Source organism: Micromonospora sp. NPDC002389, assembly GCF_040296095.1.
Lineage (GTDB): Bacteria > Actinomycetota > Actinomycetes > Mycobacteriales > Micromonosporaceae > Micromonospora.
The window spans coordinates 57,048-77,507 of sequence record NZ_JBEOWP010000019.1 but is presented as its reverse complement, the minus strand read 5'-3'; the positions used below and the strand labels follow the sequence as shown (position 1 = coordinate 77,507).

Here is a 20,460-nt window from a genome sequence, read left to right as displayed (position 1 = left end):
CAGGATGCACGACCGCATTACGCCCCCCTAAGCCGATGGCGACGAACATAACGCCATCGATGATCACCGTCAACGTGTCAACGGCGTACCACTTCCGTGGTCGTCAATGCATGCATCGATCAGCTACGATCCCCAGACTGCCCGTAGCCAGCGAGGGGGTTCTCGTGGACCGGCCCAGTGTCCTTTTCGTCTCGCTCGACACCGTCCGCGCCGACGTCGCGTATTCCGGGAAGTTCCCCGGCGTGGAGGGGCTCCGCCGCAGGGGTGTCACGTTCCGCCAGGCCGTGTCGTCCTGTCCGCTGACTCCGGTCAGCCATGCCACGGTCTTCACCGGGCTGCAACCACCGAACCACGGCATCCGTCACCTGTTCCGTGAGCAACTTCGCGCCGACGTGCCCACACTGGCCGAGCGACTGCGCGAGGTCGGCTACCGGACCGGCGCCGTGGTCTCCTGCCCCGGTCTCAACAAGTGGTACGGCATCGACCGCGGCTTCGACTTCTACGACGACGAGATCCCGTTGCTGCCCGACGGGCGGGACCCCCTCGCGGTGGGCGATGTGAAGCTGCGCGGGTTGGCCCTCAAGCGGGCGCCGATGGTCGCCGAGCGGGCCGGCGACTGGTTGGCCGAACAGAACACCCCGTTCTTCCTGTTCGCCCACTTCTTCGACGCGCACTGGCCGTACGAGCCGCCGGAGGACGTCGGCGTGGCCGTCGACAACCCCTACGAGGGCGAGGTCGCCTACAGCGACCACTACCTCGGGGTGCTGCTCGACCGGCTGGCCGCCGCCGGGCACGACATCGACTCGATGCTCGTCGTCTGCTTCTCCGACCACGGCGAGGACCTCGGTGGCTGGTACTCCAACGACCACGCGGGGGAGCGGGGGCACCCGTACGAGGAGGGGCACGGCTGCCTGCTGCACGACGCCACCCAGCACGTGCCGATGATCTTCTCCGGGCCGGGGGTGCCGACCGGCCGGGAGTTCCACGAGCAGGTGCGACTGGTCGACATCATGCCCACCGTGCTGGACCTGCTGGGACTGCCGGCGACCCCCACCGACGGCGAGTCCATGGTGTCGTTCTTCCGGGACCTGACCGGCACCTCCCGGCCCGCGTACTCGGAGACCTACTTCCCACAGGAGAAGCGCGAGGCCAGCGAGTACCGCGAGTTGCGGGCGCTGGCGTCGGTCCGCACCGACGGCCGCAGCAAGACCATCTGGCAGCCCGTGGAGGGCGGCGCCGTCGACTGGTACGACCTGACGACCGACCCGGACGAGTTCCACCCCGTCCCGTTGGTGTCCCCGACGGTCGCGCCGCCCGCCGTCCCGCCGGTGGTGGACTGAGCGCACGCGGTCCCCGGCCGACGGGGCAGAGGTACCCCTCGCCGGCCGGGGACCGCCCGCGCGTCAGTCCCCGGCGGGACGCCCCGCCGCGATCTCGAAGAGCATCCGGTCGATGATCCGCCCGTCGGTCTGCTCCACCGCGTGCAGCCGACGGAACTCCGGCGACATGGACCGGTACACCTGGCGGATCGCCTCCCTGGCGTCCTCGTCGATGGCGCCGTTGTCCGACCAGACATCGACGTCCTCGACCGAGACGTACCTGCGGGTCTCCACCTCCCCGCAGCCCGCCTCGCGCAGCAGGTCCGCGAGGTCGCCCGGCAGGAAGAAGTGTCGACGCACCGGGTTGCGCAACCGCAGGATCTCGAAGTACTCGTCACGGTCGGCGGTGCCGTAGGCGCAGAGGTTGATCAGGACGACCCGGCCGCCGGGCCGGGTCACCCGGGCCATCTCGGCGACCGCGGCCGGCAGCTCCATGAACTGGATGCCCTGCCGGCAGACCGTGATGTCGAAGGAGTCGTCGGGGAAGGGCAGGTCCTCGGCGGGGGCGAGGACGAGGTCGTCCAGCGACGGCCGGGCCTGCTCCGCCATGGCCGCGGTCACGTCGACGCCGACGAGTCGCGCCACCCGGCCGCTGAACAGCCGGGAGACCAGTCCGGTGCCGCAGGCCACGTCGAGCACCTCGTGCTCCGGCCGGGGCCTGGTCAGGTCGAGAACCAGGCGGCCGAGTTCGGTGTCCGTGCACCAGGCGCTGGAGCGGTCGTAGCCCTGCGCCCGTGCGGTGAAGTGGTCGACGACGTCCTGATCGCTAATTGTCACTGCTCCCCCTGTCGTTTCCACAATTCGGGACCGGTCGTGCCGGCACGGGACCGCTGTGCGGTAGCGCGCGGCGGCGATGAGGAACCCCCGCAAGGCTCCCGAGCGGCCCTGCCGAAGGCTCACTGACATTGACGTTGGACTCTAGACGGGTGATGGTCGACGCGTCTATAGTTCTGACCACCGGGCCTGGTGAGCCGGGCAGTGATGTGCCTGGTAAACGTTAAACGGCGATTCGGGGGCGCTGCTCCCGCATCCTTTCGGAAAATTGAATCCCGATACCGACTCCGGCGTTTTCCGCTCCGGTCGGCAAATGCTCAGAATCATTCGGGGGAGTGGAACGGCATAATGAGTGCGCTCACCGAGGAATTGTTCGACGAGATCCGCGCGGCGTTCATCGCGGAAGCATCGACCGTCCTGCGTTTCCAGTACTTCGCCCAGGTGTCCGAGATCGAGGGCTCGCTCGACTCCGCCCGGCTGTTCACCGAACTCGCCGAGAGCGCGGCCTGCGTGGCACACGGGCATCTCGACTTCCTGCAGGCCGTGGCCGACCCGGCCACCGGGCGGCCGCTGGGCGACACCGACCTCAACCTCGCCGCGGCGCTGAGCAGCGAGATGGAGGCCGCGACCGCCCGCTACCCCGCGCTGGTGCAGCAGGCGCACGAGGAGGGACTGGCCGACGTCGCGAGCTGGCTGGAAACCCTGCGCGCCCTCAAGCACACGCACCTGGCCAAGCTGAGCGCCGCCCACGAGGCGCTGCGCGGCGTACCGGTCGGGCCGCTCGGCGAGCCGGTCGCCGGATGACCACCGGCCCGCAGACCGCCGATCAGGAAGTGAGCCAGCCGATGGAGTCCACGCAGGCCGCCACGACGCCGTCCCCGGCACCCGCCGACACCAGGTACGACGCCAGCACGATCAGGGTCCTCTCCGGCCTCGACGGGGTACGCCGACACCCGTCGATGTACATCGGCTCGGTCGGTGTGGCCGGCTGGCACCACCTGGTCAGCGAGCTGGTCGACAACGCGGTCGACGAGGCGGAGGCGGGACACTGCCGCGACGTCGAGGTCGTCCTGCACCGCGACGGCTCCTGCTCGGTCGGCGACGACGGCCGGGGCATCCCCGTCGACCCGCACCCGGAGCACCACCGCCCGGCGGCCGAGGTGCTGCTGACCACCCTGCACTCCGGCGGCAAGTTCGAGGCCGGTTCCTACCGCACCTCGGCCGGGTTGCACGGCGTCGGCCTCTCCTGCGTCAACGCCCTGTCCGAGCGGCTGGAGCTGGACGTCTGGCGCGACGGCGCCCACCACCGGCAGACCTATGCACGAGGCGCGCCGATCGGCGACCTCGCGCGGGTCGGCGCATCGGACCGCACCGGCACCCGGATCCGTTTCCTCCCCGACGAGACGGTCCTGGAGACCGCGCAGTTCTCCGCCGCCCTGATCCGCAGCCGGCTGGAGGAGGTCGCCTTCCTGCACCCGGCGCTGACCCTGCGGCTGCGCGACGAGCGCACCGGGGAGGACGTCCGGCTCAGCTACCAGTCCGGGGTGGGTGGGTTCCTGCGGCACCGGCACCGCGACGCGGTATGGGTGCACCCGGACCCGCTGGCCGTCCGGCACGAGACCGACGACCTGGCGCTCGACGCCGCCTTCTGCTGGACCGAGGGCTACACCGAGGACATCCAGAGCTTCGTCAACACCGTCCGGACCGACCACCACGGCACCCACGTGGACGGGTTGCGCGCCGCGCTGGCCGAGGTGATCAACGAGTACGCGACCAGCCGCGGCCTGCTCGACCCGACCGCGGGCGAACGGATCACCACGGTCGACATCCTGGAAGGGCTGGCCGCGGTCGTGGCGGTGCGGATGCGCAGCCCCCGCTTCGACGGACAGACCAAGAAGCGGTTGCAGAGCAGCGAGGTCGCCGGCTTCGTCCGCGCCGCCGTGTCAGCCGAACTGACCCGACAGTTGGCGCGCGACGACGACCTGGGACAGCGGCTGGTCAAACGGACGCTCGACTCCGCCCGCGCCCGCCTCGCCGCCCGGCTGGCCAGCCGCACCGCACAGGTCCGGCGCCGCCGGATCGAGGTCGACTACGCCGTCTACCAGCGTCAGTTCGGCATCCGCTCCCGCAACTGGCACGACTCCTGCTCCTGGCTCACCGACGAGGGCCTGCTGGCCCAGCACGCGGCGCTGTGCGACGTCGCCCCCGACGCCCGGATGCTGGACGTCTGCTGCGGCAGCGGAGTGGTCGGCAACGCCTTCCGGGGCCGCGTCGGCGAGATGATCGGCCTGGACATCACCCCGGAGATGGTGGCGCTCGCCTCCACCCGGCTCGACAAGGTCCACCAGGGCACCGTCTACGACCTGCCCTTCCCGGACGCCAGCTTCGACCTCGTCGTCAACCGCGAGGTCCTGCACCTGCTGCCGAACCCGGAGAAGCCCGTGTCGGAGGTATTCCGGGTCCTCAAACCGGGAGGGCAGTTCATCGTCGGCCAGATCGTCCCGTACGCCGACGAGGACGCGTACTGGATGTTCCGGATCTTCAAGAAGAAGCAGCCGCTGCTGTTCCAGATGTTCCGTGAGCCGGACTTCCGACGGCTGTTGCTGGGCGCCGGCTTCACCGACCTGGCGATGGAGGAGTACCTGCTCTGGGAGTCGATCGACAAGTGGATCGACACCCACGAGACGACCCCCGCCGCCCGCCAGGAGATCTACCGGCTGTTCTACGACGCCCCGGCCCAGGTGCGGGCGGTGCACCCGTTCGAGGTAGCCGCCGACGGATCGGTACGCGACCAGTGGCGCTGGTGTGTGTACTCGGTACGGAAACCGGTGTGTTGACCGGCACCGCGCCCGGGCTCGCCGGTAACGCCCACCTGGCGGACCGGCTGACCGAGCTGCGCCGGCTGCGGCGCCCCGTGGTGCGGGACTTCACCGGCCGGGTGCGGGACCTGGTGGTGCTGGCCTCCAGCTCACGCAGTGGCTCCAGCATGCTCGCCGAGATGCTGCGCCGCACGCCCGCGTTGCTGCACCTGCGCGCGGAGTTCAACCCGTACCTGCGGCTGGCCGGCCTGGTGCCGCCGGCCAGCGGGACCGGCTCCGACCAGCTCGACGCCGCGCACCTGGCCGCCCTGCCGCCCGCGCGCCGCCGGGTCTTCGACGAGGAACTGTCGCTGGACGTCGGCCGACCGGACCCGACGGTCTCGCCGGAACAGTTCCTCCTGGACGCGGCCTGGCGGTTCACCATCCAGTGGCCGACCCTGGAGATCGACCTGGCCGACTGGCTCGACACGGCCCGCCGGGTGCTGGCCGAGCTCCGGTCCCAGCCCGACTTCGACCCCGCCTGCCTGTCGCACGCGGCCCGGTTCCACGCCCGGCTGCACGCCGCCCTCGCCGTGCGCGGCGTGCCCGTGCGCACCGGCTACTACGACATGCCACCGCATCTCGCCGGACCGCCGTGGCGGCAGGACGTACGGGGGGCGCCCGGCGAACTGCTGGTGGAGGAGCCGCCCTTCGTGCTCACCGTGGGCTGGCGCTACGCCACCGCACACGACCTCGCCACCCGTCCGCTGGTGATCAAGACCCCGAGCAACGCCTACCGCCTGGGCTTCCTCCGCGCACTGTTCCCGAACGCCCGGATGCGCGTGCTGCACCTGACCCGCAACCCGGCCGGATCCATCAACGGCCTGTACGACGGCTGGCTCTATCACGGCTTCCACGCCCACCGGATGGACCGGCCGCTGAACATCACCGGCTACGGACGGGACCGGCCCGAGGACCGCTGGTGGTGGAAGTTCGACCTGCCGCACGGCTGGCAGGACTACACCCGGGCGCCGTTGCCGGACGTCTGCGCCCTGCAGTGGCGCTCCTGCCACCGGGCGATCCTCGACGACGCCGCCGCGCTGCGGCTGCCCTACCTGCGGGTGCGGTTCGAGGACCTGGTGCGCTCACCGCAGGGCCGGGCGGGCGTGCTGACCCGGATCACCGACTGGCTCGGGGTGCCGATGGACGGACCACTGCGCGCGATCGCGGCCGACGGACTGCGGGACACGGTGGTCGCCACCGCGCCGCCGCAGCCCGGCCGGTGGCGGCGGCGGGCGGAGCTGGTGCGCGCCGCGATCGGGGGACCGGAGCGGCGACTGGCCGAGGAGCTCGGATATGACGACGACGAATCCTGGATCTGAGACCACGGCGTCGCCGCCGAGCACCCTCGGCGGTGCCGGCTGGTCGCCCCGGTCGACCAGCCACGAGCAGGAGGTGGCGGACGGCCGGCTCTGGGCCCGCTGCGGCTACCGGTCGGAGTCCGCGCCGCTGCGGGCGGTGCTGCTCGGCTGGCCACCGGAGAGTCTGGCGCGGATCACCGATCCGGCCGCCGTGCTGATGACCGCGCGAGTGGACCTCGACGCTATGCGCGCGGAGACCGAGGCGGTCGCCGCCGCGTTCACGGACGCGGGCGTGCAGGTGGTGCTGGCCCGCCCGGCGGTGGACACGCCACCGAACTTCGTCTTCACCCGTGACCTGTTCGTCGCCACCCCGGCGGGCGTGGTGGTGGGCCGGACGGCCGCCGCGCAACGGGCGGGCGAGGAGCGGTACGCCGCCGCCGCGTTGGCCGCTGCCGGATACCCGGTGCTGGCCACCGTGGCGGGCACCGCCACGTTGGAGGGCGCGGACGCGCTGTGGCTGGACCGCGACACGGTGATGGTCGGGGTGGGTTTCCGGACGAGCGCTACCGGGGCGGAGTGTCTCCGCCGCGTCCTGGCGGCCCAGGGCGTGCAGGTGGTCACCGTCCGGCTCGGTCCGGGTGTCCAGCACCTCCTCGGCGCGGTGACCTTCCTCGACGAGCGGTTGGCGGCGGTGCACACCGCTGCCGCGACCGCCGAGCTGCGGGCGCTGCTGCGCTCCCGGGACGTGCGGCTGGTGGAGTTCGCGCCGGACGACGAGCTGCTGCGACGGCGGGGGATGAACCTGGTGGCGCTGGGGCCCCGGCGGGTCCTGATGCCGACCGGCGCGCCGGGCATCCGCCGTCGTCTGGAGGGCGTCGGCGTGACCGTCACCGAGGTCGGCGTCGACCAGCACGTCCGTGCCGCCGGGGCACTGGGCTGTATGACGGGCATCCTGCACCGGGCGGACTGAGCACGGAAGCAGCGACGTGGGAGGCGAGATGACCACATCAGCGTCGGAGCGCAACGTCGGCGGGGAACCGGCCGAGGAGCCGCTCGTCCGCTTGGAACGCTGGCACGCCACCTGGCCGGAGGACGACCCGCACGCCAACTTCCGCGACGAGGTGATGCGGTACGGCATGCTGGACCCGCTGGTGACTCTGCGCGGGATGTCGCGCAACCTGGGCATCCCGGTCGGTGTCCTGGCCCGCTACGTGCTGGCCCGCTGGGCGACCGGCGGCAGTGAAGGGCTGTTGGAGATCGGCCCGGTCATGGTGCGGCGACTGTGGAAGCCGATCGCCGAGGCGGAGGCCGCGGACGACGACGCCCGTCGGCTGGCCGCGTACCACCAGGTGCGTCAGATGATCTCGTGGCTGAAGGTCCCCCTCGACGACCCGAGTGTCTATCCGGTGGCCGGTGAGTCCGGCCCGGGAGACGACGAGACGCCTCTAGATCGACAAAGCTCGATATAATCGTGCTCAATCGCCGGGTGTCCCGACCGGACGGCCCGGCGGCGACGACAGGAAGGTCTCAGTCATGCCTCGTGTCCTTTCCCTCGCTCCCGAGCTGTACGCCAACGCCACGAACTCCGTCGACCACCGCTACCAGGAACAGATGCGGGAGCAGGACAAGACGCCGGTACCCACCGACCCCACCCTGCCCCGGTTCACCCTGGTCGTCGGCCCGTCACCGTTCACCATGCCGCGTGGTTGGGAGTTCTTCCTGACGTCCCCCTACGAGGGGGCCTCCTACATCTCCACCGTCCTGCACAACGCCGGCTACCCGGTGCGCATCGTCGACGTCCGGTACACCCCGAACCCCCTCCAGGCCGCCTACGACCAGATCATCGGCCAGACCGACGTCCTGGGCATCTGCACCTTCGAGGACAACTTCCCGTTCTGCAACGAGCTGATGGCCATGGTCCGGGACAACGCACCCGAGATCCCCATCATCTGCGGCGGCTCGCTGGTCACCTCGGTGCCCAACCTGTTCATGGAGCACACCGCCTGCGACATCGCGGTGATCAGCGAGGGTGAGATCACCATCCTCGACCTGATGGAGAGCTACGCCGCCGGCCGCTGGGCACAGGACCTGCCGACCATCCGCGGCATCCTCTATCGCACTCCGGAGGGTGTCGTGAAGCGCACCCCGCCGCGCGGACAGATGATGGACCTCGATGCGCTGCCCCGGATGCGCCTGGAACTGTGGCCGCAGGCGCAGAGCCCGATGGGCCTGCAGCCGCAGATCATCTCCTCCTACAGCCGTGGCTGCAAGATGGACTGCTCCTTCTGCTATCGGACCACCCCCCAGGTACGCGCCAAGTCACCCGAGAAGATGGACGCCGACCTGGCCTGGCTCAAGAGCCGCTACGGCATCGAGTTCAGCTTCTTCGTCGACCTCACGTTCAGCTCCCACCGCCGGCAGACCATCGAGATCTGCGACGTCATCAAGGACCACGACCTGCGCTGGACCTGCCTGACCCGGTGCGCCGACATGGACAAGCCCAGGATCGACGCGATGCGCGACGCGGGCGCCGACATCATCCTCTACGGCGTCGAGTCCCTCGGCTCCGAGGTGCTGCGCGAGGCCCGCAAGGGCAACTCGGAGAACATCACCGTCCGGGCCATGCGGACCACGTTCGACGGCGGCGTACGGTTCGGTGCCCTGCTCATCGTCGGCCTGCCCAACGAGAGCGAGGAGTCGCTCAACCACATGGTCGAGTTCGCCGAGACGTACAACCACGTGACCCGGGTCAAGTACCTCTCCGCGATGCCGGGCACCACCGTCTACCAGCAGGCGCTCCAGTCCGGCCTGATGCGCAGCGAACTGGACCACGTCAACTGGCTCTCCATCGAGCAGGCCCTGCACGAGGACGAGTTCCTCAACGTCAGCGGACTCTCCGAGCAGGCATGCCGCGACGCCTACAAGCGCGTCTACGACGCCTACCAGCCCGGCCCGGTGATGGACTTCCAGCACTGGCCCGAGAACTTCACGCACTTCCACCCCAACCCCGACGACGGGCTGACCCGCTCCACCTCGTACGCCGGCTCGGGCTGGCGGGCGCAGGCCAGCTCCGCGGGCGCGCCGCTGGTGCCCGGCTCCGAGCGGTACACCCTGGACCAGGTGGCCTCGCCGGAGGTGGCCGCCGCCGGAAGCAGCCTGATGGCCTGCGGTGCGAAGAAGGTGACCGGAGGACTGGTCACCGCCGGCGCGGCGTGACCATGGACGGCACCGGGCGGAGCGGACGCACCCGGAGCCCGGTACTGATCATCGGCACCGAACGCTCCGGCTCGAACCTGCTCCGCCTGGTGCTGAACGCACACTCCCGCATCGCCGTCCCGCACCCGCCGCACTTCATGCGCTACCTGGCCCCGGTGGCCGACTGCTACGGCGACCTCACCGACGAGGGCAACCGGCGACGGCTCGTCCACGACGCCTGCCTCCTGCTCGACCGGCACATCTCCCCGTGGCCGCACCGCGTCGACCCCGACCTGGCGGTGGCCCGGGCTAGTCCCACCCTCTTCGGGGTGGTCGCCGAACTCTACGAGCAGTACCGCGAAGCGGAGGGGAAGGCCCGCTGGGGCTGCAAGAGCACCTTCATGGTCGACCACGTCGCCGACGTCCTGGCCGAGTATCCGGCGGCCCGGTTCGTCTGGCTGGTCCGCGACCCCCGGGACGTGGCCGCCTCCGCCCGCCGCGCGGTGTTCGGGCACTGCCACCCCTACCTCACCGGGCAGCTCTGGGCCCGGCAGCAGACCTCGGCCGCCGACGCGCTGGCCCGCCACGGCCCCGACACCGTTCACTTGCTGCGCTACGAGGACCTGGTGCAGCAGCCCCAGGACATGATCACGCAGCTCTGCGCCTGGCTGGGGGAGTCGCCGGAACCCGCGCTCTTCGCCCACGACCGCACCCCGACGGCCCGGGCCCTGGCCAGCCTCTCGGAGTCCTGGCGCAACGCCGGCCGACCGGTGACCACCAGCAGCGTCGGCACCTGGCGCAGCCGCCTGGCCCCCGCCGAGGTCGCCCTGGTGGAGGCCGCCGCCGGGCCGGTGATGGCCGAACTGGGCTACCCCGCCGACGTCGCCGGGCCCGCCGCACCACCCCATCCGGCCCTGCTGCGCCTGCGCGAGGGCGCCCTGCGGGCCGGCGTCGAGTACCGATCGCTGCGGCAGGACCGCAACGCCGTACGCCGGTGGCGGCGCGACGCGACCGTGCGCTGGATCCACACCCGCGCCCGCCTCACCCGCCTGGGCGTGTAAGGAAGGGTCCCCTGCTAACGCCTAGTGCATAGCAGGGGACCCTTCCTAACCCCAGGCCGGCACCGGCGACCGGCACCGGCACGCCGGTCAGCGTCGCCCGGCGTAGCCCGCAAACACCTCCAGCAGCGCGTCGGCGTGCCGCTCGAAGGTGTACTCCCCGCGCCGGGCCAGCACGTCGGCACCGAGCCGGTCCAGTCGCGCCCGGTCGTGCAGCACGTCGGCCAGGTCGTCGTACCCGTCGAACAGGAAACCGATCCCCTCCTGCCGCACGATGCGCTCCATGGCCTCCTGGCCGCCGCGCTGCTGCGCCACCGGCAGCCCGGCGGCCAGGTACGGCACCAGCCGGTTCGGCCGGTTCATCCGCTGGAACCCCACCTCGTGGGTGCCCTGCGCCACCACGTGCATCAACCCGGCGTCGTACCGGGACCACTCGGCGACGAACCGCTCCGGCGGAATGTGGTCGTGCAGATGCACGTAACCGCTCTCGGCGAGCCGGGCGTACTCGGCGCGGGCGTGCGCGTTGTCCACACTCCAGATCGACTGGGCGTTCGGGCCGATGTACTTGCCGCCGTAGATGTGCACGTGGACCCGCCGTCGGCTCAACGCCGCACACAGCTCGCGGATGTCGGTACGGCCCCGGGTGCTGGACACCCCACCGGCCACCAACAGGTGCGGCTCTGAGTCGCGGGCGTGCAGCTTGCCGGTCAGCTCGTCGGTGAAGTACCGCGCCGGCAGGTAGTCCGGGTCCAGCAGGTGCGCCGATGCGTCGCTGACCCCGTACGCACCACGGAAGTAGTCCAGCGACTCCTGGTTGATGTAGATCTGCCCGGCGGTCTCGGTCAACGCCCGCCGCTCCAGGTCGGCCGCCTCGCAGAAGTGCTCCTTGTGGTGGCGCACCACCGGCCCCACCCCGGCATCGAGCAACTCGCCGAGCAACTGCAACGACCCGTCCCAGACGTTCTTCAGGCTGTAGACCACGTCCACGCGGTGCTCCGCCGCGATCCGGGTCAACTCCGCGCCGGCCGGCCCCGCCGGCAGCCGGTACTGCGGCACACTCGACGGCAGCACGTCCGGCGTGGGCCGCTGCGCCGGTGCCGGCATCGTGACGTACGTCAACCGGTGCCCCCGCTCGGCCAACGTCATGATCCGCTCCGGGTACCGGCCGAGCCGCCCGGCCACCAGGATGTTCACGCCGTTCCCTCCGCCGGGATCGACTCCGACCCGTCCGCGTCCGACCCGCCCGCGTCCGACCCGCCCGCGTCCGACCCGCCCGCGCCCGGCCCGCCCGCGCCCGAGGCGTCGGCCGCCGCCGGTGCGTCGATGCCGAGACCGGCAGCCACCGTGCACAGGTCCCGCCACGTGGCGTCGGGCAGCACCACCCCGTCGGCTGCCGCCCGGGCGCGCTGCTCCGGCTCACCCGGCACCAGCACCTCGCCGGAGTCCGGATCGGCCGGCACCGCCTTGAGCCGCCGCACCGTCGCCTCGACGAAGTCGTGCAACCGCTCCGGCGGTCCGAACCGGGCCGGGTCGACGGCGAGCACGAACAGGCAACTCGACCGCTCGGCACCGGCGAACCGGTCACCGTCGCTGAGCCCGACGGCGAGCAACTCGGCGATCACCGCGAGCGCGAAACCCTTGTGGCCCCCGAACGGCAACAGGTGCCCGCCGGTGAAGAAGTCCTCCAGGCGGACACTCGGAGCGCCCTGCGCGTCCAGCAGCCACCCCGGAGGCACGGTCTGCGCCCCGGCGGCCCGGGCGATCTGCAGCTTCCCGATCGAGACCATGCTGGTGGCGAAGTCCAACACCACCGGAGGTCGGCCCGCCGCGCGCGGAATGGCCCAGGTGACCGGGTTGGTGGCCAGGGCGCCGTCCGTCCCGCCGTGCGGCGCGACCTTCCACGGACCCTGACCCTCTCCGCCGGTCAACAAGCCGATCAGACCGGCGTCGGCGATGCGCTCGGACCAGCCGCCCAGCCGCCCGGTGTGGTGCGCGTGTGACATCACCACCGCCGCCAGTCCGCTGTGGGCGGCCTTCTCCACCACCAGATCGACGGCGTACCGGGCGGCCAGGTGACCGAAGCCGCCCGCGCCGTCGACCACGGCGGTGGCGGGCGCGTCGTCGACGACGAAGGGCCGCGCGGTCGGCTTCAACCGGCCCTGGGCGATGTCCCGCAGGTACGACGGCAGCTTGAGCACACCGTGCGAGCCGTGCCCGGCCAGGTCGGCACCGATCAGCGAATCGGCGACGACCTCCGCGACGTCGTCCGGCGTGCCGGCCTGACCGAGCAGTGCGAGTACCAGTCGACGAAGGTCTTCGACGGCGATGAGGGCCATGGGCGTCCTGTCGGATGTCGGGTGTCGAGGGCACAGCCTTCCTAACCCATCACCGACCCACCGGGCAATCCATCACCATGGATGAGCGCGATCAACCCTGGTCGACCCCTGCTCAGCCCCGACCGGCGGTCGCGTCGGCCTCCTGTGGGGTGAGCAGCGCCCGGACCTGGTCGGCACCGAGCGCCAGCAACAGGGTCGGCAGCCGAGGGCCGGTGTCGCGGTGCACCAGGAGCCGGTAAACGAGACTGAAGAACGCCCGCTGGGCGGCCCGCAGCTCGGGAGTGGGCGCGGTGTCCAGCGGAAGCCCGAGCTGCTGCTTCGGCACCCCATAGACCAGGGTGGTCAGCCCGTCCAGCGTCCAGTCCTCCGTCAGCCCCTCGGCGAGCAGCCGCAACCCCTCACGCTGCACCGGGTCGAGGGAGGCCAGCAGCTCCCGGTCCGGCTCCGTCCGCACCTGCGTACGCTCCGCCGGCGCGACGTGCGTGGCCACCCAGTCCGCCGCGCGGTCGAGCCGGGGGCGCACCTCGTCCAACGAACCCACCGGCTCCTGCGGCGTCATGTCCCGCAGGATCCGCAGCGTCTGCTCCTCGGTGCCGGCGGTGATGTCGTACACCGACGCCAGGGTGCGGAAGGACATCGGCCGCCCGGTCTGCGGCAGCTCCACCTCGGCCGTACGCAGTGAGCGGTCCAGCACCACCGCGTCGACCTCCGACGCGGTGCCCGCCCGAACCCGCCCCACCAGGGCGTCCCACTCGTCGTAGAGCCGGCTCACCTCCTGGTCGAAGGCCACCGTGATGGACTGGTTCGGCCGACGCCGCACGTACAACCAGCGCACCAGGGCCGGTTCCAGGATCCGCAACGCGTCGTCGGGCGTCGGGGCGGCACCGGCGGAACCGCTGAGCTTGGCCGCCCCCTTGGTGCCGACGAACGAGTAGCCGCGATAGACCGGTGCCTTGCCGCCGTACACCCGGTCGACCACCTCGCCGCCGACGGTGTAGCTGGAACCGGGGGAGGAGTGGTCCACCCCGGCGGCCTCGAACAGGACCTGCTCGTACGCCCACCGCATCGGCCAGTCGACCTTCCAGACCAGCTTCCCCGGATCCTGCCGGTCCAGCCAGGCATGGTCGGAGTGCCCACAGACGCAGGTGTACCGGATCTCGGTGGTCTCGTCGTCGAAGGACACGATCGTGGTGTCGTCGCGCCGGCAGACCGCGCAGTAGACCTTGTACGGGTAGTAGCTGTCGTCGGCGGTCAGCCCCTCCTCGGACTCGCCCTGGTCGACCTTGGTGCGGTATCTGCCCAGCACCGAGCCGATCAGCTCCCGAGCCCGCATGGCCGTGACGACCTGCTCGCGGTATCGGCCGCCGGTGTACATGGCGGTCTGCGAGATCTCGTCGACGACCACACCGAGCTGACGCAGCGCCGCCCGGAACGGGGCCTTGAAGTGCTCGGCCCAGTTCTCGTGCTTCCCGCACGGGTCCGGCACCCCGGTCAGCGGACGGCCGACGTACTCCGCGAAGGAGGGGTCGACCCCGGCCGGAACCTTCCGCAGCCGGTCGTAGTCGTCCCAGGAGAGCAGATGCCGGCTCGGCAACCCACGCCGACCCAACTCGTCGGCGACGAAGTGCTGGACCATGATCTCGCGCAGGTTACCCAGGTGGATCGGCCCGGACGGACTGATCCCCGAGGCGCAGACGAGCACCGGTGTCCCGGGTCTGCGCTCCCACTCCGCCACCACGTCGTCGGCCACTCGCGCCACCCAGTCGCCGGCATCAACCTCAGCCACCGAACTCCCCTCCAGCCGTGTCGGCCCACCACCTTAGTGCCGGCACACCGCCGTTGTCCGGACGCTTCACGAACACGCTGAGTCGTCGGCGCGCCGGACCCGCCGTACGGCCGGACGTGGTCAGTGGGACCCGGAGCGGCCCTCCGCCGGCCGGACGCCGACGACCTGACCCGCCTGCCGCATGTCGAGATCGCCGACCGCCGCGGCGACCAGCAGCGACTCGATCCCGGCCAGCATCCGCCGGGCATCCTCGACTCCCACGTACGCGGTGTCCACCCGCAACTGCATCGCGGCCGTACCCGGCGCGTCCGAGACACTGAGGAACACGGTCAGGTCCTGCTGGTCCCAACCGGTCACGTACGCGATCCGGGTGTCGCGGCACAGCGCGGCGAGATCCTCGGCCAGCTCCTGCGGGTCGGACCGCACCTGCGGCAGCCCCGGCCACCGCTGCTGCTCCCGGGCGTCGTTGAAGAAGACGCCGACCTGCGGCACGAACCCCCGGCGCGCCGCCACCCCTTGCCGTGCCTCGGCCAGCTCGGCGGTGTCGTGGTTGCCGTGCTGATAGGTCAGCAGGGCCTGCCGGTAGCAGCGGGTGACCAGATCGGCGAACGTGCCCGTACCCACGTCGACCCGGAACAGACCGTTCTGCACCACCGGGCCGATCATCGTCTGCAGTCGACGTTCCACCCGCCCACCGACGATCAGGGTCAGGAACATCGGGTCCGCTCCGGTGTGCTGGGAGAGCACTGCCGCCTGGGCGGCGAGCAGGACCGCGCTGGTGCTCACCCGCTGCCGGTCGGCCAAGAGCTGCGCGGCCACCGCGACGGCCGACGACTCGATGTCGACCTGCACGATCCGCGGCGTGTGCGGCGACTCGGACGACGGCGGCACGAGTGACTCGGGCATCTCGCCGAGCAGGTCCTCGCGGAACCGCACCGCCCGCCGGCTGCGCTTGCGTCCCGGCTCGCTCGCCTCGTACGCGGCCTGATCCAGTGGCTGCCACCTCGACTCGACCGGCTCGACCGGCACACCCGCCAGAGCGTCGCGCAGCTCCGCCTTCAACAGGGCCAACCCGCTCGCGTCGACGGCCGCGTGCGAGACGTTCAGCACCAGCGCGGCGGGGGTCTCGTCGGCCAGGACCAGGGCGAACCGCACCGGCCACTGCCGGGCCAGGTCGAACACCGTCGCGGTCATCGCCGCGACCAACTCCTTGGCGTCCGCTACCACCCGGTCGGGCGCCGCCGACCAGACCGGCACCGTCAGGGTGCCGGACCCGTCCACCTCCTGCCGCAGACCCGTTGCGCCCATGACCAGCCGGGTGCGGAGCACGTCGACGCGCGCGACGACCTCCTCCAGCGCACGCCGCACCCCGGCGACCGTGACACCCTGCGGAACCGGCACCATCTCGCGCATCGTGAAGCTCTGCGGCTGATCACCCAACCAGTCGATGACGTCCCAGATCTCCCGCTGCGCCCAGGTGGCCGACGCCTGCGCCTGCCGTGCCTCCCGCACCGCCACCACGAGATCGTGGCCGGGCTTCCTCTCCATACCGGGATCCCCCGCTCCGGTCTGGGCGCCGGCACCACCTGTCCGGCGATGCCGCTTATGGCCGGAAGGTAGCCTATGAAGCCACTTCGGCCACTGTCAATATCGTCGGATGCCGTGATGCCACACGGCACCACCGGTCCATCGACTGCGGGCCATACTGGTTCCGCCCGAGATCGCGGGCGGCCCCGACTGGAGAGCGAGATGACTGAGCTGAGCCCCTCCGCCGCACCGACCGACACCGAACGCCGACTCGTCACCGAAGTGGTCGAACCCCTCCTCGGATTCACCCCCGACGAGATGAGCCAGGACCTCATCGCGCTGGGCGCCGACAGCATGCAACTGGTCCACATGCTCGCCCAGGCGGAGGACCTCTTCGACGTCGAACTCTCCGCCGTCGAGCTGATGGACAACGTCAGCGTCGCCGGGCTCGCCGCGCTCATCGACCGTCAGCTCGCCACCGGCGGCTGATCCTCACCGGACGGACCGTACGCGCGCGCCTGCATCAGGTACAGCTCCGCGTACAGCCCACCACTGGCCAGCAGGTCGGCGTGTGACCCGGACTCGCGCACCGTGCCGTCCTGGAGCACCACGATCAGATCCACCATCTGCAAGGTGGAGAAGCGGTGGGAGACGAAGACGGTGATCCCGCCACGTCGCTGTGCCCGCTGGGCCGACTCGGCGTACCGGACGAAGATCGCATGCTCGGCGGCGGCGTCCAACGCCGCCGCCGGCTCGTCCAACGCCAACAGGAGCGGCTCGGTCCGCATCTGGGACCGGGCCAGGCCCAACGACTGCCACTGCCCACCCGACAGCTCCTGCCCGTCGGTGAAACCGGTGCCCAGGTAGCCGTCCAGCCCACCTTCCACCGCGTCGACGACCCGCTGCGCCCCCGCCGAGTCGATCGCCCGCCGCACCGACTCCTCGTCGTCGATCCGCTGCACCGCACCGATCCCGACGTTCTCCCGCAGCGTCAACTCCAGCCGGGCGAAGTCCTGGAACATCGCCGACGTCCGCGACCGCCACTGCGCGGCGTCCACCTCGTTCAGTGGCACACCGTCGACGAGGATCCGGCCCTGCGTCGGCTGGTACAGGCCATACAGCAGCTTCACCAGCGTGCTCTTGCCCGCACCGTTCTCCCCGACGATCGCCACCGTCTTGCCCGCCGGCAACTCGAAGGTCACGTCCCGCAACACCGACCGGGTGGCTCCCGGGTAGCGGAAACCCACCCCCTCGAACCGGATGCCCTCGCCGAGCCGGGTCGGTGCCGCCGAGCCGGTCGACTCCGACGCGCCGTCCGGCACCGCACTGGCCGCCCGCAGCCACTCCAGCCGGCGTACCGTCGTGCCGAACCCCTGGAGCGTGCCGAGCAGCCCCAGACCGTTGGCGACCTGCAGACTCACCTGCACCGCCAACGTCACCGCCAACACCACGTCGCCGACGCTGCCCCGACCGTCGGCGACGTCCCGGACCACCAGCCAGAGCGCCGCCCCGTAGCTGAGGGCGAAGAACGCCTGCCCGGCCGCACGGACCGCCGCCCCGCTGGCCTGGGCCCGCCAGACCGTCGACGTCACCGCCGCCATCGTGGCCTGCTGACGACGCACCAGGTCCGGACCGGTGCCGAACAGCCGCAACTCCTTCACCGACGACGCCGAGGTGGCCACCTGCAACAGGTGCTGCGAGCGCCGGATCCCCTCCGCCGTCTCGTCCTTGGCCCGATCCACCAGCCGCTGCGCCCGCCGCGCCAGCAGCACCGGCGGCACCGCCGCCAGCGGCAGCAGCGCCAACCAGGGATTCAACAACCCCAGCAGTACGGTGGTGACCACGAGCTGACCGACCACCCCCGCCAGTTGCAACAGCCCCTCCACCGGGACCTGCATCGGCGAGATGTCGTCCCGCACCACCTGAAGCTCGTCGGCGAACCGGGAGTCGTCGAGCTGAGCCAGGTCCACGCTGCCGTTGGCCCGCTCGATCAGCTCGCCGTGCAGCTTCAACTCCATCAACTCGGCGAGCTCGAAATACTGCAGGTGCGCGAAGTGCGCCATCATCAGCTCGACGACCAGCACCACGGCCACCGCCGCCGCCAGCGTCACCGCCACGTCCGTGCGCGCCGCCAGCGCCGCGTCGACCAGCCGACCGAGCAGCACCGCCACCATCGGCGAGGCCAGATAGCCCGCCGCGATCATGACGGCGGCCAGCCCGGCCCGCCGCCGGTCGGTCCGCAGCGCCAGCACCACCAGGAACCGGGCCGCCCGCCCCAACCCGCTCATCGGCCCGCCTCCGCGTCGGCGAACCGGTCGGCCTGCAGCCGGAACAACTCGGCATAACTGCCCCCGGCGGACACCAACTCGTCGTGGGTGCCCTGTTCCTGCACCACCCCGTCGGCCACCACCACGATGTGGTCGGCCCGACGGACCGTCGAGAACCGGTGCGAGATGACCACCGTCGTCAACCCCCGGCTGATCTCCAAGAAACGGTCGAAGAAGTCCACCTCGGCGCGGACGTCGAGTTGGCTCGTGGGCTCGTCCAGCACGATCATCGACGCCCCCGCGGCGACCTTGCGCATCGCCCTGGCCAACGCCACCCGCTGCCACTGCCCACCGGAGAGGTCCTGCCCACCGGCGTACCGGCTCGACAGCGTCGTCCGCAGACCGGCGTCCAGCCCCTCGACCACCTCACGCGCCCCCGCCCGATCCAGCGCTGCCCACAGCGGCGACTCGTCGTCCGGGTCGGTGCCGGCCGCCAGGTCGACGTTCTCCGCCGCGCTCAGCTCCAGCCGGACGAAGTCCTGGAACACCACCGCGATCCGGGACTGCCACTGCGCCACGTCGTACTCGCGCAGATCCCGCCCGTCCACCGTGATCCGGCCCGCCACCGGGTCGTACAACCGGGTCAACAGCTTGACCAGTGTGGTCTTGCCGGCGCCGTTGAGCCCGACGATGGCCGTCGACCGGCCCGCCGGCAACGTCAGATCCAACCCCCGCAGGACCTCCGCACCCTGCGGGGCGTACCGGAACCGCACCTGCTCGAACCGTACCTCCCGCTCCGGGCGGCCGGCCGCCGTCTCACCGGTGACCGGCGCCGCCAGCGCCGCCCGCGACCGGGCCGACTGCGCGAAGTCGGTCATCGCCTCGTACGACTGGAGCCCGTACTGCGTCGGCACGTCGCTCTCCGGGAAGTGCACCCCGAAGCGGATCGGGATCAGCGCCGCCTGCACCGCCAGACCCAGTTCGAGCACGCTGAGCCGCCCACCGGCGGCGGCCTGCGCGATCAACACGAAGACGATCGCCGCCCCGACCAGGCCGACCGCCGCGTACCCGAGGAACGGGCGCAGGTTGATCCGCCGCCGTCCCGCCCAGAACTGCCGCAGGTAGTCCAGGTACTCCGAGCGGTGCCGCTCCCGGACCCAGCCGATCAGACCGAACACCCGGATCTCCTTGGCGAACGCCGCCCCCACCGCCATCGAGCGCACGTAGGACGCATGTCGCCAGGTCGGGAACAGACCCTTCAGGAACGCCCCGAACCGTCCCAGCGCCCCGCGTTGACCGAAGCGCACCACGAGCGCCGTCACCCCGGCCACGGCCGCCGCCCACGGCGAGAGCGCCACCCAGAGCACCACCACCGCCCCGGCGAGTTGCCCGTACCGGGGCAGCAGCGCCATCGCACCGGCGGCGGCGTCGCCCGGGGTGGGCATGGTCCGGCCGAACGCCTCCCGGGCCCGACTGAGCCGATCCAGCTCCGTCGCGTCCTCAAGCGCCGAGATCGGCGCGTCCACCAACGCCGACGTCATCAGGCGGCGGGTGCACCAGGCGTCCACCCGCCAGGTCACCAGGTGCCCCAACGCCGTCTGCGCCGGCGCGAGCACCTGCTGGAGCAGGAAGGCCAGCGCGGCGAGACCCAACGCGAGCACCGTCGCGCTCCACGCCTGCTCGTCGCCCCCGATCGCCTCGGCGAGCCGTTGCACCATCATGCTCGTGGCCACGATGAACCCGATCGGCAGCAGACCGAGCAGGACGTTCACCGCGAGGGCCGCGCCCAGCGTCGGCATGCCCGCGTGCGGGAGGAGATGGGCGATGGACAGCCAGCGGTCCAATCGGGAACGGGCACCGCGCCACACCGCCGAGAACCGTGCCATCCGCATCCGAACCTCCGCAGGCGTCGATCGTCGGCCGATCATATCGACGGTCGTATCGATGTGTCGGTGTCGGCTTCGCCTCGCGGTACGCCG

At 71.4% G+C, this 20,460-nt stretch carries 16 protein-coding genes; 9 read left to right on the top strand and 7 right to left on the bottom strand.

Going from position 1 to position 20,460, the window contains the following annotated elements:
* Window positions 1-164: 164 nt before the first annotated feature.
* The gene (locus ABT008_RS27135; protein WP_350699647.1) at window positions 165-1,340 is read left to right on the top strand and encodes a sulfatase; all 1,176 of its coding nucleotides are present in this window, start codon (window positions 165-167) and stop codon (window positions 1,338-1,340) included.
* A 63-nt stretch (window positions 1,341-1,403) separates the two neighbouring features.
* Here the strand turns inward: ABT008_RS27135 and ABT008_RS27130 are convergent, their stop codons facing one another.
* Window positions 1,404-2,156: a class I SAM-dependent methyltransferase gene (locus ABT008_RS27130; protein WP_350699646.1), complete on the bottom strand. Its 753-nt coding sequence runs from the start codon at window positions 2,154-2,156 to the stop codon at window positions 1,404-1,406.
* A 345-nt stretch (window positions 2,157-2,501) separates the two neighbouring features.
* Between ABT008_RS27130 and ABT008_RS27125 the strand changes: the two genes are divergently transcribed.
* From ABT008_RS27125 to ABT008_RS27095, 7 genes are all read left to right on the top strand, one after another.
* Entirely contained in the window at window positions 2,502-2,957 is a 456-nt protein-coding gene (locus ABT008_RS27125) for a ferritin family protein (RefSeq protein ID WP_350699644.1), read from the top strand.
* 41 nt (window positions 2,958-2,998) lie between these two features.
* Window positions 2,999-4,990 (top strand): methyltransferase domain-containing protein, encoded by a 1,992-nt coding sequence (locus ABT008_RS27120; RefSeq protein WP_350699642.1) that lies wholly within the window; start codon window positions 2,999-3,001, stop codon window positions 4,988-4,990.
* Window positions 4,984-6,333, top strand: coding sequence for a sulfotransferase (locus ABT008_RS27115; protein WP_350699640.1), 1,350 nt, complete (start codon window positions 4,984-4,986; stop codon window positions 6,331-6,333). Before ABT008_RS27120 ends, ABT008_RS27115 begins: the two co-directional genes overlap by 7 nt.
* Window positions 6,308-7,282: a dimethylarginine dimethylaminohydrolase family protein gene (locus ABT008_RS27110; protein WP_350699638.1), complete on the top strand. Its 975-nt coding sequence runs from the start codon at window positions 6,308-6,310 to the stop codon at window positions 7,280-7,282. The genes ABT008_RS27115 and ABT008_RS27110 overlap by 26 nt, the downstream gene beginning before the upstream one ends.
* Window positions 7,283-7,310: 28 nt before the next feature.
* On the top strand, window positions 7,311-7,781 hold the full coding sequence (locus ABT008_RS27105) for a DUF6027 family protein (RefSeq protein WP_350699636.1): 471 nt from the start codon (window positions 7,311-7,313) through the stop codon (window positions 7,779-7,781).
* A 64-nt stretch (window positions 7,782-7,845) separates the two neighbouring features.
* Window positions 7,846-9,528, top strand: a complete 1,683-nt coding sequence (locus ABT008_RS27100) for a B12-binding domain-containing radical SAM protein (protein WP_350699635.1) — start codon at window positions 7,846-7,848, stop codon at window positions 9,526-9,528.
* A gap of 2 nt (window positions 9,529-9,530) precedes the next feature.
* Window positions 9,531-10,568 (top strand): sulfotransferase family protein, encoded by a 1,038-nt coding sequence (locus ABT008_RS27095; protein WP_350699633.1) that lies wholly within the window; start codon window positions 9,531-9,533, stop codon window positions 10,566-10,568.
* 87 nt (window positions 10,569-10,655) lie between these two features.
* Here ABT008_RS27095 and ABT008_RS27090 read toward each other — a convergent pair whose 3' ends face one another.
* From ABT008_RS27090 to ABT008_RS27075, 4 genes are all read right to left on the bottom strand, one after another.
* Window positions 10,656-11,759: a glycosyltransferase family protein gene (locus tag ABT008_RS27090; RefSeq protein ID WP_350699632.1), complete on the bottom strand. Its 1,104-nt coding sequence runs from the start codon at window positions 11,757-11,759 to the stop codon at window positions 10,656-10,658.
* Window positions 11,756-12,901, bottom strand: coding sequence for an Ldh family oxidoreductase (locus ABT008_RS27085; protein WP_350699630.1), 1,146 nt, complete (start codon window positions 12,899-12,901; stop codon window positions 11,756-11,758). Before ABT008_RS27085 ends, ABT008_RS27090 begins: the two co-directional genes overlap by 4 nt.
* A gap of 112 nt (window positions 12,902-13,013) precedes the next feature.
* A complete protein-coding gene (lysS, locus tag ABT008_RS27080) occupies window positions 13,014-14,687 on the bottom strand; it encodes a lysine--tRNA ligase (protein ID WP_350699628.1) in 1,674 nt (557 codons plus the stop codon).
* A gap of 120 nt (window positions 14,688-14,807) precedes the next feature.
* A complete protein-coding gene (locus ABT008_RS27075; RefSeq protein WP_350699626.1) occupies window positions 14,808-16,235 on the bottom strand; it encodes a condensation domain-containing protein in 1,428 nt (475 codons plus the stop codon).
* 201 nt (window positions 16,236-16,436) lie between these two features.
* Between ABT008_RS27075 and ABT008_RS27070 the strand changes: the two genes are divergently transcribed.
* Window positions 16,437-16,703 (top strand): acyl carrier protein, encoded by a 267-nt coding sequence (locus tag ABT008_RS27070; RefSeq protein WP_350699624.1) that lies wholly within the window; start codon window positions 16,437-16,439, stop codon window positions 16,701-16,703.
* On the opposite strand, the gene ABT008_RS27065 is transcribed toward ABT008_RS27070, so the two are convergent.
* Together ABT008_RS27065 and ABT008_RS27060 are read right to left on the bottom strand one after the other, a co-directional pair.
* Entirely contained in the window at window positions 16,682-18,502 is a 1,821-nt protein-coding gene (locus ABT008_RS27065) for an ABC transporter ATP-binding protein (protein WP_350699623.1), read from the bottom strand. The genes ABT008_RS27070 and ABT008_RS27065 overlap by 22 nt on opposite strands.
* Window positions 18,499-20,373 carry an ABC transporter ATP-binding protein gene (locus ABT008_RS27060; RefSeq protein WP_350699621.1) on the bottom strand — a complete coding sequence of 625 codons (1,875 nt, stop codon included), beginning with the start codon at window positions 20,371-20,373 and terminating at the stop codon, window positions 18,499-18,501. Before ABT008_RS27060 ends, ABT008_RS27065 begins: the two co-directional genes overlap by 4 nt.
* Window positions 20,374-20,460 lie beyond the last annotated feature (87 nt).